Annotated in this window: 24 protein-coding genes; 9 read left to right on the top strand and 15 right to left on the bottom strand. The window is 59.3% G+C overall.

The features are described 5' to 3' along the window. Positions 1 to 17: 17 nt before the first annotated feature. From WLQ66_RS12400 to WLQ66_RS12375, 6 genes are all read right to left on the bottom strand, one after another. A complete protein-coding gene (locus WLQ66_RS12400; protein WP_340546657.1) occupies positions 18 to 1,061 on the bottom strand; it encodes a succinylglutamate desuccinylase/aspartoacylase family protein in 1,044 nt (347 codons plus the stop codon). After that, complete coding sequence (gene rimK / locus WLQ66_RS12395; protein ID WP_340546656.1) at positions 1,061 to 1,966, bottom strand: 30S ribosomal protein S6--L-glutamate ligase; 906 nt, start codon at positions 1,964 to 1,966, stop codon at positions 1,061 to 1,063. The genes WLQ66_RS12400 and rimK overlap by 1 nt, the downstream gene beginning before the upstream one ends. Further along, a complete protein-coding gene (locus tag WLQ66_RS12390; protein WP_340546655.1) occupies positions 1,963 to 2,418 on the bottom strand; it encodes an ATP-dependent zinc protease family protein in 456 nt (151 codons plus the stop codon). Before WLQ66_RS12390 ends, rimK begins: the two co-directional genes overlap by 4 nt. Positions 2,419 to 2,636: 218 nt before the next feature. After that, positions 2,637 to 4,091 carry a M20 family peptidase gene (locus tag WLQ66_RS12385; RefSeq protein WP_340546654.1) on the bottom strand — a complete coding sequence of 485 codons (1,455 nt, stop codon included), beginning with the start codon at positions 4,089 to 4,091 and terminating at the stop codon, positions 2,637 to 2,639. 257 nt (positions 4,092 to 4,348) lie between these two features. Next, positions 4,349 to 4,759, bottom strand: coding sequence for a cupin domain-containing protein (locus WLQ66_RS12380; RefSeq protein WP_340546653.1), 411 nt, complete (start codon positions 4,757 to 4,759; stop codon positions 4,349 to 4,351). 219 nt (positions 4,760 to 4,978) lie between these two features. Further along, entirely contained in the window at positions 4,979 to 5,365 is a 387-nt protein-coding gene (locus tag WLQ66_RS12375) for a RidA family protein (RefSeq protein WP_340546652.1), read from the bottom strand. A gap of 54 nt (positions 5,366 to 5,419) precedes the next feature. Here WLQ66_RS12375 and WLQ66_RS12370 point away from each other — a divergent pair, with 54 nt between their 5' ends. Continuing rightward, positions 5,420 to 6,442 (top strand): GlxA family transcriptional regulator, encoded by a 1,023-nt coding sequence (locus WLQ66_RS12370; RefSeq protein ID WP_340546651.1) that lies wholly within the window; start codon positions 5,420 to 5,422, stop codon positions 6,440 to 6,442. 197 nt (positions 6,443 to 6,639) lie between these two features. On the opposite strand, the gene WLQ66_RS12365 is transcribed toward WLQ66_RS12370, so the two are convergent. From WLQ66_RS12365 to WLQ66_RS12345, 5 genes are all read right to left on the bottom strand, one after another. Further along, a complete protein-coding gene (locus WLQ66_RS12365; protein WP_340546650.1) occupies positions 6,640 to 7,197 on the bottom strand; it encodes a PqiC family protein in 558 nt (185 codons plus the stop codon). Between the two features lies 1 nt (position 7,198). Continuing rightward, entirely contained in the window at positions 7,199 to 9,283 is a 2,085-nt protein-coding gene (locus tag WLQ66_RS12360) for an MlaD family protein (RefSeq protein ID WP_340546649.1), read from the bottom strand. Further along, positions 9,280 to 9,915, bottom strand: a complete 636-nt coding sequence (locus tag WLQ66_RS12355) for a paraquat-inducible protein A (RefSeq protein WP_340546648.1) — start codon at positions 9,913 to 9,915, stop codon at positions 9,280 to 9,282. The genes WLQ66_RS12360 and WLQ66_RS12355 overlap by 4 nt, the downstream gene beginning before the upstream one ends. Further along, on the bottom strand, positions 9,882 to 10,499 hold the full coding sequence (locus WLQ66_RS12350; RefSeq protein WP_340546647.1) for a paraquat-inducible protein A: 618 nt from the start codon (positions 10,497 to 10,499) through the stop codon (positions 9,882 to 9,884). Before WLQ66_RS12350 ends, WLQ66_RS12355 begins: the two co-directional genes overlap by 34 nt. A gap of 181 nt (positions 10,500 to 10,680) precedes the next feature. Continuing rightward, positions 10,681 to 11,616 carry a MurR/RpiR family transcriptional regulator gene (locus WLQ66_RS12345; protein WP_340546646.1) on the bottom strand — a complete coding sequence of 312 codons (936 nt, stop codon included), beginning with the start codon at positions 11,614 to 11,616 and terminating at the stop codon, positions 10,681 to 10,683. 192 nt (positions 11,617 to 11,808) lie between these two features. Between WLQ66_RS12345 and WLQ66_RS12340 the strand changes: the two genes are divergently transcribed. From WLQ66_RS12340 to WLQ66_RS12305, 8 genes are all read left to right on the top strand, one after another. Next, positions 11,809 to 12,330, top strand: a complete 522-nt coding sequence (locus WLQ66_RS12340; RefSeq protein ID WP_340546645.1) for a TRAP transporter small permease — start codon at positions 11,809 to 11,811, stop codon at positions 12,328 to 12,330. Position 12,331: 1 nt separating this feature from the next. Beyond that, positions 12,332 to 13,615 (top strand): TRAP transporter large permease, encoded by a 1,284-nt coding sequence (locus WLQ66_RS12335; protein WP_340546644.1) that lies wholly within the window; start codon positions 12,332 to 12,334, stop codon positions 13,613 to 13,615. 37 nt (positions 13,616 to 13,652) lie between these two features. Further along, positions 13,653 to 14,690, top strand: a complete 1,038-nt coding sequence (locus WLQ66_RS12330) for a TRAP transporter substrate-binding protein (protein WP_340546643.1) — start codon at positions 13,653 to 13,655, stop codon at positions 14,688 to 14,690. 89 nt (positions 14,691 to 14,779) lie between these two features. After that, positions 14,780 to 16,246: a M81 family metallopeptidase gene (locus tag WLQ66_RS12325; protein ID WP_340546642.1), complete on the top strand. Its 1,467-nt coding sequence runs from the start codon at positions 14,780 to 14,782 to the stop codon at positions 16,244 to 16,246. Beyond that, positions 16,243 to 17,298 (top strand): D-TA family PLP-dependent enzyme, encoded by a 1,056-nt coding sequence (locus tag WLQ66_RS12320; protein ID WP_340546641.1) that lies wholly within the window; start codon positions 16,243 to 16,245, stop codon positions 17,296 to 17,298. Before WLQ66_RS12325 ends, WLQ66_RS12320 begins: the two co-directional genes overlap by 4 nt. A 61-nt stretch (positions 17,299 to 17,359) precedes the next feature. Then, entirely contained in the window at positions 17,360 to 18,274 is a 915-nt protein-coding gene (locus WLQ66_RS12315) for a sugar kinase (protein ID WP_340546640.1), read from the top strand. Next, positions 18,271 to 18,666, top strand: coding sequence for a RidA family protein (locus WLQ66_RS12310; RefSeq protein WP_340546639.1), 396 nt, complete (start codon positions 18,271 to 18,273; stop codon positions 18,664 to 18,666). The genes WLQ66_RS12315 and WLQ66_RS12310 overlap by 4 nt, the downstream gene beginning before the upstream one ends. Before the next feature lie 194 nt (positions 18,667 to 18,860). Further along, positions 18,861 to 19,892: a LacI family DNA-binding transcriptional regulator gene (locus tag WLQ66_RS12305; RefSeq protein ID WP_340546638.1), complete on the top strand. Its 1,032-nt coding sequence runs from the start codon at positions 18,861 to 18,863 to the stop codon at positions 19,890 to 19,892. On the opposite strand, the gene WLQ66_RS12300 is transcribed toward WLQ66_RS12305, so the two are convergent. The 4 genes from WLQ66_RS12300 to WLQ66_RS12285 form a co-directional block, all read right to left on the bottom strand. After that, positions 19,887 to 20,807: a hypothetical protein gene (locus WLQ66_RS12300; RefSeq protein WP_340546637.1), complete on the bottom strand. Its 921-nt coding sequence runs from the start codon at positions 20,805 to 20,807 to the stop codon at positions 19,887 to 19,889. The two genes, WLQ66_RS12305 and WLQ66_RS12300, sit on opposite strands and share 6 nt — an antisense overlap. 50 nt (positions 20,808 to 20,857) lie before the next feature. Continuing rightward, positions 20,858 to 21,823: an ABC transporter permease gene (locus WLQ66_RS12295; protein WP_340546636.1), complete on the bottom strand. Its 966-nt coding sequence runs from the start codon at positions 21,821 to 21,823 to the stop codon at positions 20,858 to 20,860. After that, positions 21,820 to 23,331 carry a sugar ABC transporter ATP-binding protein gene (locus WLQ66_RS12290; protein WP_340546635.1) on the bottom strand — a complete coding sequence of 504 codons (1,512 nt, stop codon included), beginning with the start codon at positions 23,329 to 23,331 and terminating at the stop codon, positions 21,820 to 21,822. Before WLQ66_RS12290 ends, WLQ66_RS12295 begins: the two co-directional genes overlap by 4 nt. 67 nt (positions 23,332 to 23,398) lie before the next feature. Then, positions 23,399 to 24,364, bottom strand: a complete 966-nt coding sequence (locus WLQ66_RS12285; RefSeq protein ID WP_340546634.1) for a substrate-binding domain-containing protein — start codon at positions 24,362 to 24,364, stop codon at positions 23,399 to 23,401. Between the last annotated feature and the right edge of the window lie 4 nt (positions 24,365 to 24,368).

Here is a 24,368-nt window from a genome sequence, read left to right as displayed (position 1 = left end):
TGCCCATGCCGCCTGGATCAGATGATCTCATCCTCGTCGAACATGGGATCATCCGCGAGCTGTGATGAATGATCATCCATGGCATTCTCGGCCTGTTTCATGGATTGAACCCGCGCCAGATGGAACACGGCGTCACCTTCGTTCACCACCGGCAGTACCGCCCGCCCCACGATGATACCATCGAACGGCGCGACGACCTCGGTTTCTTCTTCGCCAAAGGGATCAGACACCACCCCCAGTACGTCGCCCTGGCGCACCGGATCGCCGTCTGCCTTCAGGCTGCGAAACAGGCCACCCATCGGCGCCCGCAGCCATTTGCTGGACGGGCAGAACTGCGGGCGCGCCTTGGCGGGCGCCACGCCGCGGGCGGAAATCATCCCCAATGATTTCATCACCCTGAGAATGCCCGCCTGCCCGGCGCGCACCGAAACCTCATCAAATCGCAGACCCTCACCCGCCTCATAGAGCAGAACGGTCTTTCCCAGCTCCTTTGCCGAGTTTCGCAGGGATCCCTGTCGTATCGCCGATTCCATGATGATCGGCGCGCCGAAGACATCCGCCATCTCCCGTGCCACGGCATCCTCCGGCGACACGCGCACCTGCGGATAGTTGATCCGGTGGATCGCCGCCGAATGGAGATCGATCCCGACGTCAGAGCGCGACACGATCTCCTTCAGGAACAGATGCGCAAGACGCGCAGCAAGCGATCCGCCCTCGTTCCCAGGGAAAGAGCGGTTCAGATCCCGCCTGTCCGGCAGATATCTGGACCGGTTAATGAACCCAAAAGAGTTCACAATCGGAACCACAATCAACGTGCCCTTGAGGCCCCGCAACGCAGGTGATTTCAGCAGTCGCCGTACGATTTCGATGCCAATCACCTCGTCGCCGTGCACCCCTGCGCTGACGAAGACAACCGGCCCCTCCGTTTTGCCATGAACGACATGGGCTGACATATTCACCGGCGTATGGTCTGACAGTGAACTGACAGGCAGATCAACGGTGCGCCGGGTGCCGGGCGGGATCAGCTCCCCGCCGATATCAAACCCCGGGCGTTTGATCATTAGCCCTTGCCCTTCGTTTTGGTTTTGCCGGGTTTGGCGTTCTTCTCGATGAACTCGATCATCTTGCCAGCAACATCAAGACCGGTCGCCTTTTCAACGCCTTCCAGTCCGGGGGAGGAATTCACCTCCATCACCACCGCCCCGTGATTTGCACGCAGCATGTCGACACCACAGGCATTCAGCCCCATGGATTTCGCAGCCCGCACGGCGGTTGAGCGCTCTTCCGGCGACAGTTTGATCAATTGCGCCGAGCCGCCACGATGCAGATTGGACCGGAATTCCCCCTCGGCCCCGGTACGCTTCATCGCCGCGATGACCCGTCCCCCGATCACGATCGCGCGGATGTCGGTCCCGCCGGCTTCCTTGATGAACTCCTGGATCAGGATATTCGTGTCGGTCGCACGAAACGCTTCAATGACCGATTTCGCGGAGCGATTCGTGTCGGCCAGAACAACGCCAAGCCCCTGTGTCCCCTCCAGCAGCTTGATCACCAGAGGCGCACCGCCCGCAAGCTCCAGCACCTCTTCGGTCTGCTTGGGATCATGGGCGAAGGTCGTCACCGGCAGGCCAACCCCGTCGCGCGCCAGAAGCTGCATTGAGCGCAGTTTGTCGCGCGACCGCCCGATCGCCACGCTCTCGTTCAATGGGTAGACACCCATCATCTCGAACTGGCGCAGAACCGCCATGCCATAGAAGGTGACAGAGGCCCCGATCCGCGGAATGACCGCATCGTAACCTTCCAGTTTTTCCCCGTTGTAATAAATCTCCGGGCGCCGCGACGCGATGTTCATGTAGCACCGCAGCGTGTTGATGACGTGGATCTCGTGACCGCGTTCCTCGGCGGCTTCCACCAGCCGTTTGTGGGAATAGAGATTGGCGTTTCTGGCGAGCAACGCGATTTTCATGAGTTTTTCCTTCTGCCGACGATTGCGGCTGCTGGTTTCGGTGCCGTCAAATTGCGCTTGGCGGGGTTCACCAGGATGGAATGCCCGCGCAGGGCCGTGCGCCCCACGATCATGCGGAATTTCATCTCGGTACGCTCGGTCAGCGACAGATCGATCTTCCACAAGCGGTCCGATATCCGAAATCTGGTCCGGATAACGATCCGGGTTTCCGGAATGCCGCTGGTGTTCTTGATCTCGCGCTGATCATGGATCGGAGATTCCACATCGGTGTCGTGTGAATCATCGTCGAACCGTGTGTGAAAACGAACCCAGGGAACGCCGTCGCGTTCGAACGTCACAATATCTGTAGCATGAAGCGCCGATGTGCGCGCACCTGTATCGATTTTCGCCTTCAGGTTCGTAAGTCCAAGAAGCGGGAGATCAACCCGTTCCTGCCAGCCGACAACGAGCATATGAATCGTCTCCTGTTTCCATAGCTGCCCCTGTTATGACAGCTCCCGAATGATTAGCCAATTGGGGTAGCGGACTGTCAGAACGGTCATTTGCAAATGAACAGCGAGGGTTATGAGCATCAACAAGGGGTGTCTGCCCGATCCGCGGAAACCCCGCCGCCGGTCGCCGCAATAGCGACCGTGCGGCGGGGGCAGCTGAGCGGCGGGCCGGTTCTGCGCTACTGTCTGGTTATGAGGGCGCCAAAGAAATTGATCCCGCGCTCCAGGTTTGCAACCGACAGGCGTTCATTCGTTCCATGAAAACGCGCAATATCATCGTCTTCGACCAGGAACGGATTGATGCGATATGCGTTGTCCGAAGCCTGTGCGTAGTGGCGGGCATCCGTCGCCGCAATTGTCAGGCCGGGAACGGAAGCAATCTCGCCAAAAACCGACAGGATCGAACTCTCGATATCCTCGAACCCCTGCGCAGATGAGCTTGCAACAGGAGAGGCTTCGCGCACCGCCGCAGGATCAAAAACGATGTCAATCTCAGGGTCGTCAATGACCTTCGCGATATGCGCAATCACATGTTCGGCAGTATCCCGCGGATGAAGTCTGAAGTTGATCGTGGCGGTCGCCTCGGTCGGCAGAACATTGGCCTTGTTTGATCCGCTCAACATGGTTGGCGCTGTCGTCGTGCGCAGCATCGCATTGGTCGAGGCCGCATTCGAAAGCCCCGTTTCAAGCAGGGGGCTGAACAGCCATTGGTTCGCAAACAATGCGCGCTTGTCCAAGGTAAAGTGACGACCCAAAGCATCAAAGAACTCAGCCGTCACTCCGTCAAGCCCACCTTCCAGCGGTGAATTCTGCACGCGATCAACCGCGCGGGCGATACGCCCGACAGCCGTCATCTTGGGTGGCAGAGCAGAATGCCCACCCTCGGCCTCTGCCACCAGTTTCACTGTCAGAAAGCCTTTTTCGGACAGGTTGATACTTGCCACCGGCACATCGAGCCCGGGGATCACGTTGTCGAGTACAAAAGACCCTTCGTCCAATGTCCAGGCCAGTTGGATCCCCTGTTGGTTCAGATGTTTGGCGACAGACCGCGCGCCGTCCCCACCAACTTCCTCATCGCCACCGAAGCTAAAGTAGACAGACCGTTTGGGGGTGAAATCCTCTTGGATGAGATGCTCGGCCGCGCTGAGCATTGCGATCAGCGCGCCCTTGTTGTCCAACGTCCCGCGCCCCCAGATATAGCCGTCGGCAACCACACCGGCGAACGGCGGATGATCCCAGCGATCCAATGATCCCGGTGCGATGGGCACGACGTCATAATGCGCTGCCAGAAGAACGGGGGCGAGGTCAGGATCAGTTCCCTGCCACCTCAGGAGCGGCGTGTTCGCAGCCATCATCTCCAGATCCACAGCTGCAAAGACGCCCGGAAACGCCTGCTGAAGAAAATCCGTGAAGGCGCTGAAATCAGCTGCATCGGGTTTGGTGCTATCCGTCTCAAACTGAATAGCCCGGGACAGCAACTCCGTCGCCTGCCCAATATCCGCACCCAGGCTATAGGCTGCCACATCGGTCCGTATGTCAGCCTGATATCGCATCGTATTGATCGCAAGGACGGCGAGCATGACCACAAACACACCCAAAAGCCCAAGCAGGCTCTTTCGAAAAATCGTCCGCATGTCTCCGCGCCCTCCCAACACGCCCTAACCGCCGAGCAGAGACACAGTTGGATAACCTGTCAAAGATGACCTGACGACAACCATCCCGAATTTCTGAAAGCGGAGCCCGAAGTTTGCCACCCCATCTCGAGATGGCGACCGACCGCCGCACCATTACGGGACGCTGTGGCATGATGTGAGCGCCACCTGCGGACCAGGGATCATGACTGAACCGCGCAGCACCCGTTCCGCCGCTTCTCAGGCTCCGCTTTTGGCGGCTATTTCGGATGGGCACCTGTCTCTTTGAACCGCACATCTCCATAGAAGATCACCCAGACCTTAAAGTCGTCAGTGAAGCTCTCAAAGCGATGCGGCACGTGGGCGGGAACGAAAAGCAGATCGCCTGGCCCGAATGGCACCAACTCGTCACCGCGCGAAAAAGTACCTGTACCGGTCGCGACAATATAGAGTTCATCCCGCTCATGCGGTTTCTGTTTGTCTATGCCGACAGGCGCGTAGAGTTCCACGGTCACCTCAGGCGTCTCGAACACGACGTCAAAGGGCGCCGCTTCGGTCAGCTGTCTAGCAACATCAGAAAAAGGGTGTCGTACCACGTCGCTTGATCTTGCCGATGTGGTTCGCGCAGCTGATGTCTGCGCGGATTTGGTGTTGTCTGTCTTACCGGTCATCGTTTCCCATCCTTTTGCATGGTCTTATCATCAATAGCAGGTATCCGCTTCAGCTTCGCCCAATCATCAGGCGCATACCGAAGACGATCCCCTTTGAATTGGACAGGTTGACGAGCGCACCGAGCCGCCGCGTGTCACGCCGCCCGGCGACAGCCCCCCCGTAGAAGGTGCCACCGCAGCCAAACCAATGATTATCCCGCAAGCGACCTTATCCTTCCGTCACAGGCCGTCTTTCATTGCGATGGCCTGTATCTTGATTTTTGCACCATAAGGCAGTCGCGCAGCCTCATAGATCGTCCTTGCCGGAAACTGCGAGAACCGCGTTCGGCAGACTTCATTTACCTCCGCCAGATCCCGTTCAATGTCAGAAAACGCGATATCCACATAAACGATCTCTTCCAAAGAGAACCCCGCTGCGGCAGCGATTTTAAACACCAGATCGAAAGCCCTGTCAGTCTCTTCGGCTGCGCTGCCGGGTCGGTAGCCGTCCTCATATACGGCCAATTGACCCGAGATATGGCAGGTATTCCCAACGACGACCGCTTGAGAAATCGGCGAGCGTGATGTGGGGACACCCGGGACGTCGGTGATAAATTGGCGTGGCATGTGCTGGTCTCACTGCAAAGGAAGCTGTTGACAGCATCCTAGGCTGCATGACTGATGTCAGACGTGACCATCTGCCTTCAAAATCAGACAAAGCGCCCTCAATCTGTTGTCATCATGGGCCTCGCCGACGTCCTTCTGATGGACGTGGCCGGTCCGGCACAGGTATTCACATCCACAAACAAGATCTTGGGTTGGCAAGCTTACGACATTGCCATTGTAAGCGAGGACGGCGCGGATGTTGTAACCGACACAGGATTGACCCTCCGCGCTCATGGAACCTTCGCAACCATGACCCAGGCGGATGTCTTCATCGTTCCGGGCGGCCCCGTTGTCGATCAACGGCTTGATGATCCGCTCCTGCAACGTTTTCTGACGCGAATGGACCCTCACGTAAGGCGGTTCGTTTCGATCTGCTCAGGTAGCCTCCTTACCGCCTCCGCCGGGCTATTGAACGGTAGAAAGGCCACGACACATTGGGAACGGGTAGACTTGGCCCGCGCGCGGTTTCCGGGTGTCAATTGGCATCTGGACGAAATTTTCACCCATGACGGCAAATTTCATTGTTCGGCAGGTGTGACGGCCGGGATTGATCTCGCCCTTTCACTTGTTGAAGTGGATCACGGACGGCGGGTTGCCTTGGGCGTCGCTCGGGAAATGGTGGTGTTCATGCAAAGACAGGGAGGACAATCTCAGTACTCAGAACCGCTCAAGGCACAGGCGACATCAAGCAAGCGTTTAACCGAACTCTATAACCTCATCGAACAAGACCCGAGCGCCGCCTGGAGCGTGTCCAGGATGGCCGAGATAGCAGGTGCGACCGAGCGGACGCTGCACCGCGATTTCACACATGAATTTGGCCAAACCCCCTCGCGCTTCGTCGAAGAGCGGCGGCTTGCAGTCGCCCGAATATATCTGGAACGCAGCAGGAAACCCATTAAGGAAATCGCCGCGCTGTCAGGATATATGACTGAACAGAAAATGCGGCGCAGCTTCATGAAACTGCTAGGCATCCTGCCAACCGACTATCGGAACCGGTTCGGGGAAACCGCCATTGGTGGTGACCACAGCAATCGCTGACAAAGGGCGCCCGACCGATGTCGCCGGAGTGTACCCGGCACGCTTCAACCTGCTGCAAGGCCGGGTTGCCTCCGAACACCCCTGTGAGCTGCGGCCTGATCGGTGTCCTTTGTCTCCCAACAGCGAATAGACACTGTCAGCTCAATGTTGTGAGGGCGATGCAGTGCCCCTTTCATCGTCCCCTTCGCGGCAGGCCACTACATTGCCAGAGAGATCTGCCGGGCGAGGTCCGCCAGGGCCAGGGCGAGCGCATCGGCGGTTGCGGATGGCCCTTCACCGCTGACGGGTGTCTGGATGTCGAAACGCTTAACAAATTCCCGCACTGTGCCTTCGGGGGAGGAGACCGCGAACTGGCCTGTCAGCTCGAATACTCCGTCAGCACGCGCATAGGCCTGGTCCACCCTTACATCCAGACGGGCGTCAGGGCCGGTGTTCAGCGGCCAGGGTTCGATTGCGGCAGAGGCGCCAGTGCGTTCCGTCAGCCCACGGGCCAGGGCGGCGGCTATGCCGCGAGCCGGATCATCCGCCCATTGCGCACCACCAAGCGCAAAGAGCGCGCCGCCTTCCCCCTCGGCGACCATATCGGACGCAGCCGCATAAGACGGCAGAGAGGCCAGCCGGACCTCAATCGTACGGGAGCGCAGATTGGCTATCTTCTCGCCCGGGGCCGCAGAGATCAGATACCGGGCATCATTGGTCGGAGCACAGGCTGCCATCGCAAGAAGGGTCAGCGTCAGTAACACGGCTTTTTTCATCTTACTTTCCAAACAAAAGGGAATTCGGGTCACGTTCAATCTTGCGGGCAAGCTGGGAGACCGAACGGGCGGCCGATTTGAACTCCCTTAGCGCATCCAGCGCTTCGGAGTTGAAGTTCGAGCGAGCGCCATAGGCTGTGATCAAGGTCTCGGATTGTGCGACCAGCCGTTCCAGCCGGGCTGAGAGCGCCGGCAGCCCCTCGGCTGCGGCCGCGACGGTATCGGCAGCACTGCGGGCCGAGGCCATTGTCGCATTGGCGTTGTTTACCAGCCCGCCGCCGCGCAGCTCCGACAGGGTGAGGCGCATTTCATCCAGCGCGCTGGTCAGGGCCGGAGGCAGCGCGCGCGCGCCATCGGAATCGATCATGCTGTCAGCGCTTTGCATCAGCTGGCTGGCGGACCGGATAAACTCTTCGGCTTCCAATGCGTTGGCTTTGGCTGCCAGGGCGCGGAAATCGCTGACCAGCGCCGGCAATTCCTCCGATGCCGCCGCGAGGCTGGATGCGGCCTGGCTGCCCTGCTCCAAAGCCTCTGTCAAACTGGCCACCGCTCTGCCTTGCTGCAACTCAGACAGAATATCGCGAAGGTCAGCCACAGCTGCACGCAGCTCCCCCGGCAGCGCCCGCGTCTCCGGGTCCGCGACCAGCGACCGGGTCTCATCCAGCAGGGCCACCGCCGCCGCAGGCGCCTGCCGGGTACTCTCAGCGGAGGCCAGGGATTCAATGCTGGCCAAGGTCGCGATCGCCTGCGCCATCAGCTCTTCGACGGGCAGCTCGCTGATCCGCTCCAATGCGCCTTCTGCGGTTGCGGTAAAATCGGGCAGGTCCGAGGGCGCACTGGGCAATTCGGGGAAGGGCTCCGCGTTGCGATTGAAGAGTGCAGGCTCCGCCGCATCCAAGGTGACCAATTCAACAATCAGCTCAGAGCTGAACAGCCCGGCCGCAGCCAGCCTGGCCCGCAGACCGCCTGCGGTCGCCTGCTCCAGAAAATCCAGCACTTCGGTCTCGCCCGCTCCCGGCGGCAGGCCCATCAACGACGGTTCAAGCATCAGTTTGGCAATCAGCCTGACCTCTGCCTCGTCGGTCCCGTTCTCGATCGCGGCGTTCAGACTGCTGACCTCGCCGACCTTCACCCCGCCAAGTTTGACCGCGGCGCCGCTGGTCAAGCCAGCAACCGACTCGCCAAAGGCAACCGAAACCGCGACCCCGCCCGTCAGCGAACGGGCAAAGGCCGTGCGGCGGGCTGCGGCCTCATCCGGGTGGATGTCGAAGACGGCGCCCGAACTGATCGGTCGGCCGCCATCGAATACCGTGTCGAACTCGATCCCGCCTGCCACCAGCGAAGCGATGCTATCCACATCAAGCGACAGCCCGCTGGCGCCAATGGAAACCGAGAAGCCGGATGTATCCCAAAAACGCGTCGCCGAATTGATCCGCTGGTCATGGGGCGCCTCGATAAAGGCATCGACAACAATGCTGTTGCCGCTGACGGTCAGACGCGGGCTTTCCAGCCGGCCAACCTCGATGCCGCGGAAAAGCACCGGCGCGCCTTCGGAGATCATCCGCCCGTCGTTGGTGCGCAGGGTAATCCGCCGCCCACCCCGGCCCGGCTGCACAAGGGGCGGCCGGTCGGCCCCTTCAAAACTGATTTCGGCACTGCCCCGGTCCTGGTCCCAGGCGCCTTCGATGTAGACGCCGGACAATACCGTGCTGAGACCCGAGATCCCCCGCGCGCTGACTTCGGGGCGCACCACCCAGAAGGCGGCATCCTGATCCAGATAAGGGGCAACCTTCTTGTCGATACGCGCCCATACGGCGACCTTGCTCAGGTCCTCGGCAAACCCCACATCCTCGACCTGGCCGATAACAACGTCGCGATAGCGCACTGTCGTTTCATTGGCCACGATGCCCGAGGCGTTCTCAAAAGTGATGCGGATCAGGACGCCGCGATCACTATAGGCCTTCCAGGCTACCCCAAGCGATACGGCCAAAGCAGCCAGCGGTACCAGCCAGACCAGAGAGAGGTTCCGCCAGGGCGAGACACGCTGCGCAGCGATGGTCATCGGGGCGGGTTCAGGGGTGCTCATTCATATTCTCGCTTTTCCGCGTTCCAGATCAGGCGCGGATCGAAACTTTGAGCTGCCAGCATAGTGAAGGCAACCGACAATGCAAAACTGACCGCTGCAACTCCCGGCGTGATGGCCGCCGCAAAATCCAGCTGGACCAGGGCGGTCAGGATCGCCACGACAAAAACATCGATCATCGACCACCGTCCGATGAATTCGACAATCTCGTAGAGCACCAGTCGACCATGGCTGCCCAAGGCTGCGGGCCTTCGGACCGAAACTGCAAGATAGGCGATGGCCAGGAATTTTGCGACCGGGATTACGATGCTCGCAAGGAAAACGATAAAGGCAACCCCATAGGCGCCATGGCTGAACAGCTCGGCTATGCCGCCAATCAGTGTATTCTCGGAGCTGCGACCAAAGGTGGTGGTCCGCAACATCGGGTATAGGTTGGCGGGAACATAGGCGATCATCCCCGCCACGAGCCAGGCCCAGACACGCTGGAGGCCACCCGGCCCGGCAGGCTCCAGGCTGCTGCCGCAGCAGCCACAGGACCGCGCGCCTCCGGGGTTCGCCGTGCCGCAGGCGCGGCAGCCGACCAGACCGGCCACAGCGGCGGTCAGGAAGCGCTGCGCGTCTTCAGTGTTTTCCATACAGTCAGCCTGCAAATCGAATTGTCGGTCAGGATTGTCACCACCAGCAGCGCTGCAAAGGCCCAGAACGCAGGCCCCAGCCCGACCTGCGCCAGGCCGGAGACTTTGACAAGGGCCACCGCCACACCGATGATGAATATCTCTGCCATCGCCCAGGGTTTCAGCTTCTCCGCCCAGCGATAGACAGCTGCAGCGCGCGGCGCAGGGTGCCAGCCCAGAGCCATCGGCGCCAAGGTGTAGATCAGCGCGCTGAAGCGTGCGGCAGGCAACAGAACGATCAGGAGACCGGTCGCCAGAGACAGCGGCGCCATCGGCCCGCGCGAGAAGGCCATGACCGCATCCAGCACCGAGGCCCGATGAGACAACCCCTGCGCCTTCAGCTCCAGAAACGGGAAACCGGCAGCGGCGACCAGCAGGATCAGAGCGGTCAGCGACAACATCGCGATCCGGGTCATGGCACCGGTTCTGGGGGCCGCCAGCACCGTGCCACATCGGGCGCATCTGGCCACCGTATGCGCCGCCACAGCCTGGTCGCGGTGCAGCACGTCGCAGACAGGACAGGCAATTAGCTGTTCGATATCCATATCATCCCCACCCGGCCAAGCTGCGCAATCCGCAACGATTCGGATGTTACTCTGCCTCGGCCTGCGACGGGAGCCTTTCCTCTTCGGCCCTCCGGGCGACGCCGCTCCTATCTGGTCATCAATGCCCTTCGCGCCTGCAAGAGCTTGCTCGCGCCCGCCCCTATGATCAGCTCGAATGTCGTCAATCGCCAAGCGGTTGCGGGCCTGTCCGGCCATGGTAGGCGGTCAGGGACGCACGAATGCGCCTCAGGTTTTCCTTGGTCTCACTGGACTGTTCCTGCGCGACCATCATGGCAAGCGTGTCGATGATGGCCAGATGCGCATAGCGGGATGCGGTTGGCTTATAGATGTCGTTGTCTTCGGGCAGATCGGTGTGAATTGAGATCTTTGTCTGCAATGACAAGCGTGTTTCGGGTTTCGTCACGCTGATGGTTGTTGCGCCATATCCATTGGCGACTTCTGCCGCCCCCACAATTGCATCCGCTTCACCGCTTGCCGACACCAGAAACAGAACGTCTTCCGGACCAAGCGCAGCCGCGCGCATTTGCAGGACGTAGCTGTCGCTGACAAAGAATGACGGGATGCCAAGGCGGAAAAACCGGTTCGATGCTTCCTGTGCGACTGTGGACGATCCACCGCCTATTCCGGCAAACAGAATTTGGCGTTTCCCCAGAATCCCGGCTTTGGCCTGCATCAGCTGGTCAACATCAACCTGACGCCGCATCACATTCAGGGTGGCAAATACCGCTCCCAGAACCTGATCGAGCGTTGAATGGCCTGAGTTCGATGAATCGTCTGCGTCGCCGAACAGATATTGGGCACTGACCGCAACATTCTGAGCGAGCCGCAGCTTGAAATCCCGGTAGCCCTCGCAACCAAGGCTGCGACAGAAACGAATAACCGTGGGTTTGCTGACACCGCATTTGTCTGCCAGATCCCCAATTGTCATCGAGCTGATGGTATTGAGGTTCTCCAGCACAAAATCCGCCACCTTCTGCTCCTGCGACGCAAAACTACCGTCCGTGCGACGTAGGACGGAGATCAGATCAACGGGGCTCAGCTGCGCATTTTGCGGCGGGATATCTCGGTTCTGCAGCGAGTTGGCGGGGCTTTTCAAGTTTCAGTTCCCTCAGAAGGTGCAACGGAACTAAGTTACACATGGCGCAGAATTTCCGCAAGATGGGGTCGCCATACGAGGGTTTTAACAGCAATAACGGACCTTAGTAACAAATTGGTCTTGATAATCGCAATTTTCCTTGTAATCGTGTAACTCGGTTACGCTGTCGGCTTTTTTTTGGGAGGGATGTTTATGCGACAGGCGTTTGCGCAGACAAGCGCGAAAATCAATGCGGTGATCGAAGCGATTGTCGCGGCATTGATGCTGGCCCTGGTGCTGGATGTCTGGCTGGGCGTTATGGACCGCTACTACTTTCACTGGCAGCTCCCCTGGCCCGAAGTGATCGCCCGATATCTCATGATCTGGGCCGCGATGCTTGCAGTGTCCTCCGGCATCTCACGCCGCGAACACATCGGGCTGACCGCATTTATCCATGCCATTCCGGTCCGGATGCGTCAGGCGCTTTTGATACTGATGGATGTTCTGACGCTGCTGCTGTTTCTCTACGTCGCCTATTACGGCGTCGGCTTCGCGATGAGCGGGGCCCCGCGTGACGCGATGATATTCGGGATGAGCCTGGCCCCGTTCTACGCCGCAATCCCCGCCGCTGCCGCCATCTGTTGTGTGCAGATCCTGCTCGTCCTGGTGCGTGATCTGGGCACCTATGTCGACCGCCCGCCGGTCATGGATCCCGGCCAGGCTGAGGAGCGATAGCATGATCGTTGCCGCCGCATTTGTCGTTCTCGTATTGTTTGGCATGCCCATTGGTTTTGCTATCGGTCTTGCCGGGGTTGTCGGCCTTATCGAGATGGGGGGCGGAAACTTTCTCGCGGTTGGGCCGAGCAAGATCTTCAACGGTCTCAACATCTTTCCGTTTCTTGCCATGCCGTTCTTCATTCTGGCCGGCGAGATCATGAATGACATCGGGATCACCAGCCGCCTTGTCAAACTCGCGCAGGTTCTGGTCGGGCGGTTCCGTGGCGGTTTGGCACATACCAACATGCTGGCGTCGGTGTTTTTTGCCGGGCTGACCGGATCGGCCACGGCTGACGCCGCCGCTTTCGGACGTACGCTTGTGCCCGCCATGGTCCGGGAGGGCTACAAACGCGACTACGCCTGTGCCGTGACCGCTGCGGGGTCAATCATCGGGCCGACCATTCCGCCATCGGGTCTCATGGTGGTCTACGGCTCATTGATGGGCGTCTCTATTGCGGGACTATTTGCGGCGGGTGTGCTGCCCGGGCTGGTGATCTGCCTCGTCTGCATGGTTGTGATTGTCATCGGCGGCAAACGCGAAAACCTGCCGAAAGCCATCCGCGGCGCCACCCTGCGAGAAATCTGGGAGACATTCCTGTCCTCGCTTACGGCGTTGGCGATGCCGGTTATCATTCTGGGCGGTATTCTGGGCGGTGTCGTCACGCCAACCGAAGCGGCCTCTATCGCGGTGGCCTATGCGCTGTTCATCGGCGTTTTTGTTTACCGGACGCTGACCTTCAAGAGCTTTTACATGATGCTTGTGCGCACCGCGCGCATCATGGGCGTTATCTTTGTCATTATCGCCTTCGCAGGCATTCTTGGCTGGTGGATGAGTTTCGAACGTATCCCCCAGTTGATTGCCAATACCGTGCTGAGCCTCTCTGACAACCGCTACATGGTCATCGCCATCATTATCGGCCTGCTTCTGCTCATCGGCATGGTGATGGATATCACCGCCATTCTCATCATCCTGGCACCTGTTCTGGTGCCTTTGACCGAAAGCGTCGGCCTAGAGCCGATCCACGCTGGGATCATCTTTGTTCTCGCCCTCAACATCTCGCTGATGACGCCTCCGGTGGGGGCCTGCCTCTTCGTTCTGTCGTCTGTCACCGGTGAAAAACTGGAGAGAATTTCGATCAAGCTCCTTCCGTTTCTGATCGCGGAAATCGGCATCCTGTTCGCCTTTGCCTTCTGGGAGGACGCGGCCCTGTGGCTGCCCAGAGCGCTTGGCTACGCCCAATAAGACGATCCAACCAACCAAGAACCAACTGGAGGAAAAAATGAAATCTCTTTTCGCGGGACTGGCCGTCGCGGCCATTACGACGGCAAATGCTGCCAGCGCAGAAAGCGTCATCCGCTTCGGCCATGACAATAAAACCGACCCATTCGAAAACCCGGCACATGCCTGTACCGCCGTGTTTTCGAACCTCGTCGCCGCCGATACCAATGGCGCGGTGACCGTCGAAGTTTTTGGGTCCAACCAGCTCGGATCTGCCGCCGAGCACGTGCAGCAGCTGCAGGACGGTATCATCCAGGCGACACTGACATCGACTGGTGCGCTGGCCAGCTATTATCCGCGCATCGACATTCTGAACCTGCCCTTCGCATTTACGGGTAACGCGTCCACATATGCGGTGTTCGACGGTCCCTTTGGTGAGGCGCTGAAAGCCGATATCGAAGCAGAACTTCCCGGCGTCGTCGTCCTCGGCTTCCCGGACACCGGCGGATTCTTCGCTGTCACCAACTCAAAACGACCGATTGCCAATCTCGAGGATTTTGACGGCATTCGGGTGCGCACCATGACGCTGCCATCGCACCAGAAAATCATGCAATCGCTTGGTGCCGAAGCCTATCCACTGTCCTGGGGCGAGGTCTACTCGGGCCTGCAAACAGGTGTCATCGACGGTCAGATGAACCCGGTTCCAATCATCTCCTTCGCAAATTTTGCCGAGGTGCAGAAGTATATGACGCTGACCAACCACCTGTTCTCGCCATACACATTTCTGATGAACCGCGCATTCTATGAAGGTCTGACAGATGACGAACGCGCAACCATCCATACCGCCGCAGAAAACTGCGTCGTGGCCAGCCGTGGCCTGAGCCGGATCATTGAGGCATCCGATCGCGGCCTTGCCGGGCTGATGGACAAAATCGAGGTGACCGCCCTGACAGCCGAGCAACGCACCGCGATGGCAAAGGCGGCTCAGCCTGCGTTCGAAGCACATGTCGCCGAAAACATGGATGACAAGGCCCGCGAACTGCTCAGCCAGTTCCGTGATGCCGTCTCCGCGGCAAACGCTGACGCCTATCTCGATTGATCCTCCCTTCCGCCGGAGCAATCCGGCGGAAACGCCCACCGGAAGCCAAGACACACCTCCGGCATCTCCCTACGGATTGGACCACAACAATGCGGATCTTCTGCGCATCTCTTGCGACCGAAACGAATACGTTTTCCCCGTTGCGCACGGATTTTTCCAATTTCGAGCAGAGCTTCTACGCCCCTCCGGGAAAGCACCCTGACACTCCGACCCTGTGCAGCGCCGTCTTTCCCGCGCTTCGCCGAAGATCCAAAGAGGAAGGGTTTGAACTCATTGAAGGAACCGCCACATGGGCCGAACCCGGCGGGTTGCTGAATGCGTCCACCTGGCACCAGCTGAAGCAGGAACTTATGGATCAGGTCCGGGCGGCACTGCCTCTGGACGCCGTGGTGCTTGGCCTGCACGGGGCCATGATCGCCGAAGGCTGCGTCGATTGCGAAGGATCGCTTATCGAGAGCGTGCGCCAGATCGCCGGCCCCGAGACCACAATCGGCGTCAGCTTCGATCCGCATAGCCACCTGAGTGACAAGCGGGTGAAGAATGCCGACATCATAACGGTGTTCAAGGAATTCCCGCACACCGATTTTGTCGAGACCGGTGAAGAATGCGTAGACCTGACCCTGCGTAGGGCCCGTGGCGAAATCACACCAACAAAAGCAGTCTACGACGTTCGCATGATTGATGTCTTGCCGACCAGCCGCAACCCGATGCGCGGATTTGTCGACAGGATGAAGGCGATGGAAGCAGCGGGCGAGGTTCTGTCCATCTCAGCCATTCACGGGTTCATGGCCGGGGATTCCCCCGATCTTGGCGCAAAGATCATCGTGATCACTGACGGCGACCTGCCAAAAGCTGAGAAAATTGCCCGCGAGCTGGGGCAGGAGTTGTTTTCATTTCGAGGTATCGCCAAACCCGAATATCTGCCCCCCGCTGATGCTCTGCGACTGGCCCAGAATGCACCAAACGGCCCCGTGGTCATTGCCGATGTCTGGGACAATCCGGGCGGCGGCGTAGCTGGCGATTCCACGCTGATCCTCGCAGAAGCGCTACGCCAGGGCATCACCTCTGCGGCCTTCGGCACAATCTGGGATCCCATTGCCGTCCGCCTGTGTCACGCCGCCGGGGAAGGTGCGGAACTGGAGCTGCGATTTGGCAGCAAGACCTCTGCATTTGCCGGTGATCCGATAGACGCCGTCGTGACCGTTCTTCGCAACCAGCGCAACGCGGTGCAAAGCTTCGGGACCTCGGTTGTTCCACTGGGAGATTGCTCTGTCATCAGGGTCGATGGCATCGAAGTTGTGCTGAATACCAACCGCAGTCAGGCATTCTCGCCGGATCTCTTCACCAATCTGGGCATTGATATCCACAGCAAGAAAATTCTGGTCGTCAAATCCACCAATCACTTCCACGGCGCATTCTCAGCAGTTGCATCCAAGATCCTCTATGCCGCTGTCGACGGGCCCTATCCGAATGATCCCACCAAGACGGCTTACAAACGGCTGACCCGCGCGATCTGGCCGATTGTGGAAAACCCGCACGCATCGGAGGGCTCATGATGTTTTCCCAGATCGACACACCGGCAGTCCTTGTCGACCTTGATATTGCCGAAGCGAATATCGACCGATTTCAAGCCCATTGTGACAGGCACAACCTATCCCTGCGACCCCACATCAAGACCCACAAACTGCCATTTCTGGCGCGGCGCCAGATCGCGGCCGGGGCGCTTGGCATCACCTGCCAGAAGATCAGCGAAGCCGAGGCCATGGTGGCCGAAGGGGGAATTGACGATGTTCTGATCACCTACAATATTCTTGGCGAGCGCAAGCTGAAGCGGCTTCGGGCCCTGTCAGAGCAGGTGAAGCTGAGCGTTGTCGCCGACAACACCGAAACTGTCGACGGCCTGTCCCAGGCCTTCGAAACCGCCGAGGCCCCGCTGAATGTGCTGGTCGAGTGCGACACCGGGGCCGGGCGCTGCGGTGTGCAAACCGCTCAGGCAGCTGAAAGCTTGGCCCGCTATATCGCCTCGCGCCCCGGCTTGGCGTTTCGCGGGTTGATGACCTACCCCCCTGTTGGAAAAGACGCATCCGTCCAGAACTGGCTCGCAGAGGCCAGAGCACGCATTCACGCAACGGGCGGGACAGTCAGCGTCGTGTCCAGCGGCGGCTCACCGGGCATGTGGCAGGCGCAGGATGTCCCGATCGCGACCGAATACAGGATCGGAACCTACGTCTACAATGATCGCTCGCTGGTGGCGCGGGGCATCTGCACATGGGATGATTGCGCTCTGACAGTCCTGGCAACGGTGGTGTCCGTCCCGACCGAAGATCGCGCAATCATTGACGCCGGCTCCAAAGTCCTGACCTCGGACCTTCTGGGCCTCAACGGTCATGGCCACGTAATGGGCCGCCCGGATATCCGGGTCGACAGCCTATCCGAGGAACACGGCATTCTGCGGGCCGAGGCGATCCATCTCAGCGTCGGCGACCGTCTAAGGATCGTTCCCAACCACGCCTGTGTGGTCAGCAACATGCTTGATCAGGTCGAGCTCATTCGCGGATCCACATCTCTGGGCGCCTGCCCCGTCGCCGCGCGGGGGGCAGTCTGGTGACAGCCTCCCTTCCATACATCGAATACCCGGCTCCGCCGGGCCCTGATCTGCGAGGTGGAAAATGACTGATCTTGTCTGCCTCGGCGAACCCCTCATCGAGTTCAATCAAAAACCCGACGGGCAGCTAGTAATGGGATATGGCGGCGATGTCTCGAATGTTGCAATCGCGGCGGCGAGACAGGGCACGGCAACCTCCCTGATATCGCGCCTCGGCGATGATCGCTTTGGCCAGGCGCTGCTGGAGCTTTGGCACCGCGAGCATGTCGATAGCAGTCTGGTCTCGACAGTCGCAGACGGGGAAACCGGCCTCTACTTCGTGTTCCACGACGACCTGGGGCATCATTTTCTATATCGGCGACGGCACTCCGCCGCCAGCAGGATGACCCCCGACGACCTGCCAACACATGCCATCGGCACCGCTAGGATATTCTACGCCTCAGGGATCAATCTCGGCATCAGCAGCACCATGTGCGCCACAACCTATCACGCCGTCATGACCGCGCGTGCGTCAAACGTGACCACGGCATTTGATCCAAACCTGCGGACTGCGCTTTGGTCACTGGAGGAGGCACGCGCCGTGACACATGATCTGATGCGCCACGTCGATATTGCGCTTCCCGGACTTGATGACGCCCGCCAGCTCACCGGACGTCAAAGCCCCGACGAGATAATCCGGTTCTATCACAACCTCGGCGCGCGCATCGTTGCTCTGACATTGGGTCGCGACGGCGTGGCGGTATCGGAAAATCAGGGGGTCACATTTGTTCCGGGGGCGGTTGTGGAATCGGTCGATGCAACCGGCGCCGGTGATTGTTTCAACGGCATATTCCTGTCCGAGCTTCTGCGTCATGGCGACAGCGTCAGAGCCGCAGAACATGCGAACCTCGGCGCTGCATTGTCCACCACCGGCTACGGGGCGGTTGCGCCGATCCCGCACAGACCAACACTGCAATCAAAAGAAGGACGTCCGACATGACCCGCAAAACAATCGAGCGCATCGGCCATGACAGAACCGGCGCCGGGGGACAGCCGCTGCCATTTTCCCCCGCCGTGCGCGCAGGCGATCTGGTGTTCATCTCAGGCCAGGTTGCGATGAAGGAAAACGGCGAGATCGAAGCAGGCGGCATCGAAAGCCAGACTCGCAGGACTATGGAGAACCTGATCGCAGCCCTCGCCCTGGCAGATTGCACCTTGGAGGATGTTGCCAAAATCGGCGTCTGGCTCGATGACCCGCGTGATTTCTGGACCTTCAACCGTGTCTATGCCAGCTATTTCCCAAACGGCGGACCGGCGCGGTCCACAGTGCGCTCACAGATCATGGTGGACGCCAAGGTCGAGATCGACGCCATCGCCTATAAACCCCTCTAGGACAAGCCAGCTTCAAACGAGAACCGTTCCTTCGGGATCGGCACACTCCTCACCTGCCAGAAATGCACCCAAAAAATCGCATGCAATACCGACCAGTATCAGAGGCAATACCAGGTCACGAAGCAGGTTTTGACAGCTGGTCTAAACTGTCGCGGTCACTTAAACTCGGTGCACAACTGACAAGGTGATTTCCTGTGCCGTCAAAGCCTCCAAAACAACAGCCGGCAAGCGTAAAAGATGTTGCGAGACTGTCGGGAACATCGCTTGGAACGGTGTCGCGTGTTCTGAACAGAAGCGCCTCGGTGAGCGACAAGACGCGCGCGCAGGTTGAGAAGGCGATTGCAGAGCTGGGGTATGAACCAAACGCTGGCGCACGTCAGATGCGCAGCGGTCGCAGCGGGCTGGTCGGCGTCCTGCTGCCGAGCCTTGATGTCCCCTTCTTTGGCATTCTGGCGCAGGCGCTTGAGCAAGCCTTGTTTCAAAACGGCTACCACTGCCTGATCTGCAATACCGAGGAGAATGAAGAGAATGAAAAACGATATATCTCGACACTCATTGGCCAGAAAGTGGATGGCATTATCGCAGCGTCAGTTGCAACGAACCAGAATTTCACGCGGCTGTCAGATCAGAATATTCCAATTATCGCCGTTGACCGTTCTCCCGACGAGATCGCGGTGAATCTGGTATCCGTTGACCACCGGGAAGGTGGGCGTCTGATGGCAGAGTATCTGTTGCGCCTTGGGCATCGGCAAATTGGTGTCATTGGCGCGCCCACCCATTCAAGACCCATCACCCTGCGCCTGGAGGGGATCAAAGAGGCGTTGGCGGCTCAGGGGCTTGAACCGGTCAGCGTGTCTCTTGGCGAAGATCATAGCTTTGATACCTGTTTCGCCCTGGCGCGGGACGTGCTGGCGAAAAACCGACCAACCGCCCTGATTGGGACAACCGATATCGCGGCAATCGGCGCGATCCATGCCGCGCATGAACGCGGTCTGAAAATGCCTCAGGACATTTCTGTGATCGGGTTCGACAACCTGCCACAAAGCGCCCATATTTTTCCGACCCTGACCACCGTAAATCAGCCGATTTCATTGCTGGGAGAGCTGGCCGCAAAAACGCTTCTGAACCGGATCAACCCGGAGCGTTTCGCGAAACCGGATCTTTCAGCTCTAAGCTTGCAGATCGTCGAACGTGACAGCACCGGACCCGCACCCAAGACCCTATAGCGCGGCGATGGATATGCTGTAGCGGGTGTCAAATGGGCTATCCGGCGTCAGCATGCGCGACGTTTGCACACCGGTTTTTGTCAGGGGATTTTCTGTCGCTGAAATCGAGCATCCCAAATCAAATGCGGAACAAACGGGTTCGACCCCAAGCGCCCAATGGCGGCCGTTCCACGGTGGCGCGTTTCGCCCTCCATTGCTGATCCACAGCATGAGCGAGGGAAAGGCCTCTGCATCCCAATCAAGTGTGACGCGATAATCTTCGGCGCGGTTCTCCAGCGCGAAGGTCCCGTCGGTGCCGCTCAGGAGCAAAAGCGTCTCGGACCGGTCAGGATAGGGCAGCGCCACTGGATCAAACCCGAACCCTGTTAGATCTTCCAACCGGAACGGCGCGGGGCGTGAAATACCGGGGGGGCCGCCGGTATCACCGGGGTAGCAAAACGCCTGCTTATAGCGCCCGGGACACAGACCCGCCTGTCCGGTGGCCGCTGGCAGACGAAAGACCGGATGCAACCCAATTGGCAGGCAGGCCTTGCGGCGCATATGGATGCCAAGAGCGATGTCTACCGCAGCCTTGCCGCTCACCCCGCTCACCCGCCGTGTCAGGTGATGGATTGGATCGGTCCCCGGATAGGCGATGTCTGCACGCACCGCCTGCGGGCCATCGGGTGTTATGCGCCAGTCGTGATTGGCGGCATACCCGTGCGGCCATGGATCAGGCATGCGGGAGAGACCGGCCCAATCCCCGGCCAGAGGGCCCTGTGGCGCCATGCCAAAGGGAACACAGGGCCACTCTCCTTGCAGCCCGGCAAGCAGCGGCGGCACACCATCGGGCAACAGCTCACCCAGCCAGGGTGCTTTATGCAAAGGCGCAATGCGGCGACCGTCCGGGAGGTCAAACTCAAGGTCGGTCAGCATCGCACCACATCGGGTGAGACGCGCACGCCCTTTATCCCAGTTGAGCCAAGTCACTTTCGGTCGATGAAAAAGTTGATGAAGACCGCGCCAAGGATCAGACCGCCTTTGATCACTTGCTGCACATAGGGGTTGAAACCCCACAGCGTCATCGCGTTCAGCAGCACGCCCAGAAACAGCACACCGATGAATGCGCCCCAGATCGTCCCCTTGCCGCCGAACAGGCTGATGCCACCAATGATCACGGCCGAGATCACCTCAAGCTCCAGCCCACGCGCAATGGTCGGATTGCCGGCATTGACCAGCGACGAATAGATAATACCTCCGGTTGCAGCAAAGACACTGGTCATCATCAGGCAGATGGTCTTGGTGCGCCAGACATTGATGCCCGACAGGCGCGCGGCCTCCATATTGCCGCCGACCGCATAGATCGACCGGCCCAGCGCCGTGAAATTCGAGATGGTAAAGGTGATGGCAAAGGCAATCGCCAGCAGGAAAACCGGAACCGGAACACCCCAGAAACGGCCTGACCCGATGACGTAATACCAGCTTGGAAAGCTCGAAATCGGGACGCCATTGGTGATCAGGTTGGCCAAGCCCGCAAGGGTTGCCATCATCGCCAGAGACGTGATGAAGGTCGGCACCTGAACCAATTGCCGCAGTTTGCCCGACATGAACCCGACCGAGGCCGCAAACAGCAGCGTCCCGGCAAAGGCGGCAATGACGGTCCAGGTGGCAGGTTCAATGGCGTTTCCGGCCAGCTTCTCGACGATCCAGGCGGTCAGACAGGCGGACACGGCCACCATGGAGCCGACGCTCAGGTCAATTTCTCCGACAATGATCACCAGAGCCATACCAAAGGCAATCATCCCCGGGACGGCAATATTCCTCAGGATATTCAGCTGGTTGTTCAGGGTGAAAAAGCCCTGCGCCGTTGTCGCAACGATCACGTACAAGACCAGCAGGATCATCAGCATCGAATTTCGGCGCAGATGGGAAATGAATTTGTCGCGCGTCATGCATCGCTCTCCTGTTGGGTTGTGGGTGCCGCCATGCAAGCTGCATAGATATCCTTGGCATCAAGGCCTTCGTTGATGAATTCTTCGGCGATACGACCATCCCGCAGCACAAGGATACGATCGCAGCATTCGGTCAGATCCTCCAATTCGGTCGAAACAACGATCGAACTCAGACCCTCGCGCGCCTTTTCCCAGATGAGTTCATAGATCTGGCGTTTCGCCTGCACATCGACGCCTCGGGCGGGTTCGTCAAACAACAGAATGTCGGGCGTGTTGTTCATCCAGTTGCCGACGACGATTTTCTGCTGGTTCCCGCCGGAAAGAGAAGAGACCGGCAACATCGGATCGCCGGCCTTGATGTGAAGCCCGGCAATCTGGCGGTCGACAAACGGCCTTTCTGTGCGGTGACTGACCCAGCCTTTGGGCGCGATCCGGTCCAGTCCCGCAAGACACAGATTGGCATGCGAGGACAAGAGCTGCACAAGGCCGGAATGTTTGCGATCCTCGGAGGTGTAGCCAATCCCCAGCGCTTTCATCGTCGGGATATCGGGCCGCGCCACGACCCGCCCGTTTACGGCGACCTCACCTTGATCCGCCACGATGGCCCCGAAAAGGCAATGCAACAACTCGGTTCGTCCCGATCCGAGCATTCCGGCAATGCCAAGAACCTCGCCCGGGTAAAGATCAAAGCTCACGTCGTCGAAATGGGATGCGAGTGCAAGATGCCGCGCGCTCAGCACCGGTGTTTCCCGCGTTATCGTCTTGGTCGGGCGCTGAAGAGGCGGAAGATCGCCAAACATCATATCAAGGATAACGGCCGGGGTGGCCTCCTTGATCGGCACCGAATCCACGAATTTTCCGTCCCGGATCGCTGTGACTGTATCCGCGATCTGATCCAGTTCAGACAGCCGGTGCGTAATATAGATAACCGTGACACCAAGGTCGCGCAGCCGACGCACCAGAGTAAAGAGTTGCCGAACTTCTGCCTGCGCCAGCGCAGAGGTGGGTTCATCCAGTTGCAGGACTTTGGGTCGGAAACTCATCGCCTTGACGATTTCGACCATTTGCTGCTGACCAACCGAAAGATCCGCAACGCGGGATTGCGGCGCGATGTCCAGCCCACCAATCTCTTTGAACAGATCACTGGCATCACGACGCAACCGCGCCCAATCAATCAGGCCAGAGCGTTTGTGGGGTAGCCGACCAAGGAAGATATTCTCTTCGACCGATAATTCCGGGACAAGACTGAGTTCCTGATAGACGGTGGCGATGCCGGCTTCTTGCGCTTCACGCGGATTGGAAAACCGTGTCTCGACAGTGCCAATCCGGATCGACCCTGACGTCGGCTGGATCGCCCCCGACATCATTTTGACGAAGGTGCTTTTGCCAGAACCGTTCTTGCCAATCAGTGCGTGAACCTGCCCGGCTGTGAACTCGTGTACAAATCCGTCAAGTGCCTTGACCGATCCGTAGTGCTTGGTGAGCTGATAAAGGATCAGATTTGACACGGGTTACCTGCCTTTGCCTGTGATGATCAGTGAAACAGGGGGCCGACACGGCCCCCTGCCATTGATTCTACTGAATGCTTTCCAGGAACGCGGTGACGCCATCCGCGTCGGTCCTGCTCAGAAGCATTGCCGGCACGGTGGTTTGTGCCTCGACTTCTTCACCTGCAAGAATGGCAAGGGCGGCTTCGGCACCCATGGCACCCATCTGGAGCGGCGCCTGAGCAGTCACCGCCTGCAGAACATTGTCGCCCGCCAAAAGACCCCGACCCAGCTGTTCCGATCCGTCGATGCCAAAGACAAAGACCTCACCGGCACGACCCGCGTTGCGCACCGCCTGCATCGCCCCCACGGTGCCGCCTTCGTTTGCCGCGTAGATGACATTGACCTCAGGGTGGGCGGTCAGAATATCGGTGGCCACAGTAACTGCGGCTTCTGGCATCCAGGCGTCCTGCTCGGCCACGATCTCGATGGAATTGCCTTCAGCGACAGCATCCTTGAAACCGCCTGTCCGGTCGCCAGACTGTTCCGGCAAGAGCGACGAGAACGCCAGAATGGCGACATTTGCTTTGCCACCAAGGCTATCACTTACAAAGCTGGCGGCGGCAGCGCCGGTGGATGCCCCAAGATCACGGTTGGCCGTTGAGAAGGTCGCATGCGCAATGCTGGCATCCTCAAGGCCGCCGTTCAGGGCAACCACAACAATACCGCCGTCACGTGCGCGCTGCAAAGCAGGGCCCGAATTCGCGGCCGAAAGTGGCGCAATCACGATCGCATCGACGCCGCGCGAAATGTAGGTATCAATGGCCTGAATTTCACGCGCCTGATCGCCGTCGATATTAATTTCCAGTACTTCTGCGCCCGCCGCTTCGGCGGTTTCGCGCACACCCGTTTGCAGGAACTGCATGAACTGGTCGCCCTGGAACACGATGCTGGCAATTACCGGGGCGTCCTGTGCGGTCGCACCGAGCGGCAGCATTGCCGTCATTGCTGCGGTCGTCAGTGCCAAAAAGCTACGTCTGGGGATGATAGTCATTGTC

Origin of the sequence: Phaeobacter sp. A36a-5a (assembly GCF_037911135.1) — a bacterium.
Classification (GTDB): Bacteria; Pseudomonadota; Alphaproteobacteria; order Rhodobacterales; family Rhodobacteraceae; genus Phaeobacter; species Phaeobacter bryozoorum.
The sequence above is the reverse complement of the archived record's forward strand: the minus strand, read 5'-3'. Positions and strand labels throughout refer to the sequence as shown.

Bases quoted from the DNA above. Each gene is read 5' to 3' on its own strand.
- WLQ66_RS12400 (WP_340546657.1), bottom strand. From the start codon at position 1,061: ATGATCAAACGCCCGGGGTTTGATATCGGCGGGGAGCTGATCCCGCCC.
- rimK (WP_340546656.1), bottom strand. From the start codon at position 1,966: ATGAAAATCGCGTTGCTCGCCAGAAACGCCAATCTCTATTCCCACAAA.
- WLQ66_RS12390 (WP_340546655.1), bottom strand. From the start codon at position 2,418: ATGCTCGTTGTCGGCTGGCAGGAACGGGTTGATCTCCCGCTTCTTGGA.
- WLQ66_RS12385 (WP_340546654.1), bottom strand. From the start codon at position 4,091: ATGCGGACGATTTTTCGAAAGAGCCTGCTTGGGCTTTTGGGTGTGTTT.
- WLQ66_RS12380 (WP_340546653.1), bottom strand. From the start codon at position 4,759: ATGACCGGTAAGACAGACAACACCAAATCCGCGCAGACATCAGCTGCG.
- WLQ66_RS12375 (WP_340546652.1), bottom strand. From the start codon at position 5,365: ATGCCACGCCAATTTATCACCGACGTCCCGGGTGTCCCCACATCACGC.
- WLQ66_RS12370 (WP_340546651.1), top strand. From the start codon at position 5,420: ATGTCAGACGTGACCATCTGCCTTCAAAATCAGACAAAGCGCCCTCAA.
- WLQ66_RS12365 (WP_340546650.1), bottom strand. From the start codon at position 7,197: ATGAAAAAAGCCGTGTTACTGACGCTGACCCTTCTTGCGATGGCAGCC.
- WLQ66_RS12360 (WP_340546649.1), bottom strand. From the start codon at position 9,283: ATGAGCACCCCTGAACCCGCCCCGATGACCATCGCTGCGCAGCGTGTC.
- WLQ66_RS12355 (WP_340546648.1), bottom strand. From the start codon at position 9,915: ATGGAAAACACTGAAGACGCGCAGCGCTTCCTGACCGCCGCTGTGGCC.
- WLQ66_RS12350 (WP_340546647.1), bottom strand. From the start codon at position 10,499: ATGGATATCGAACAGCTAATTGCCTGTCCTGTCTGCGACGTGCTGCAC.
- WLQ66_RS12340 (WP_340546645.1), top strand. From the start codon at position 11,809: ATGCGACAGGCGTTTGCGCAGACAAGCGCGAAAATCAATGCGGTGATC.
- WLQ66_RS12335 (WP_340546644.1), top strand. From the start codon at position 12,332: ATGATCGTTGCCGCCGCATTTGTCGTTCTCGTATTGTTTGGCATGCCC.
- WLQ66_RS12330 (WP_340546643.1), top strand. From the start codon at position 13,653: ATGAAATCTCTTTTCGCGGGACTGGCCGTCGCGGCCATTACGACGGCA.
- WLQ66_RS12325 (WP_340546642.1), top strand. From the start codon at position 14,780: ATGCGGATCTTCTGCGCATCTCTTGCGACCGAAACGAATACGTTTTCC.
- WLQ66_RS12320 (WP_340546641.1), top strand. From the start codon at position 16,243: ATGATGTTTTCCCAGATCGACACACCGGCAGTCCTTGTCGACCTTGAT.
- WLQ66_RS12315 (WP_340546640.1), top strand. From the start codon at position 17,360: ATGACTGATCTTGTCTGCCTCGGCGAACCCCTCATCGAGTTCAATCAA.
- WLQ66_RS12310 (WP_340546639.1), top strand. From the start codon at position 18,271: ATGACCCGCAAAACAATCGAGCGCATCGGCCATGACAGAACCGGCGCC.
- WLQ66_RS12300 (WP_340546637.1), bottom strand. From the start codon at position 20,807: ATGCTGACCGACCTTGAGTTTGACCTCCCGGACGGTCGCCGCATTGCG.
- WLQ66_RS12295 (WP_340546636.1), bottom strand. From the start codon at position 21,823: ATGACGCGCGACAAATTCATTTCCCATCTGCGCCGAAATTCGATGCTG.
- WLQ66_RS12285 (WP_340546634.1), bottom strand. From the start codon at position 24,364: ATGACTATCATCCCCAGACGTAGCTTTTTGGCACTGACGACCGCAGCA.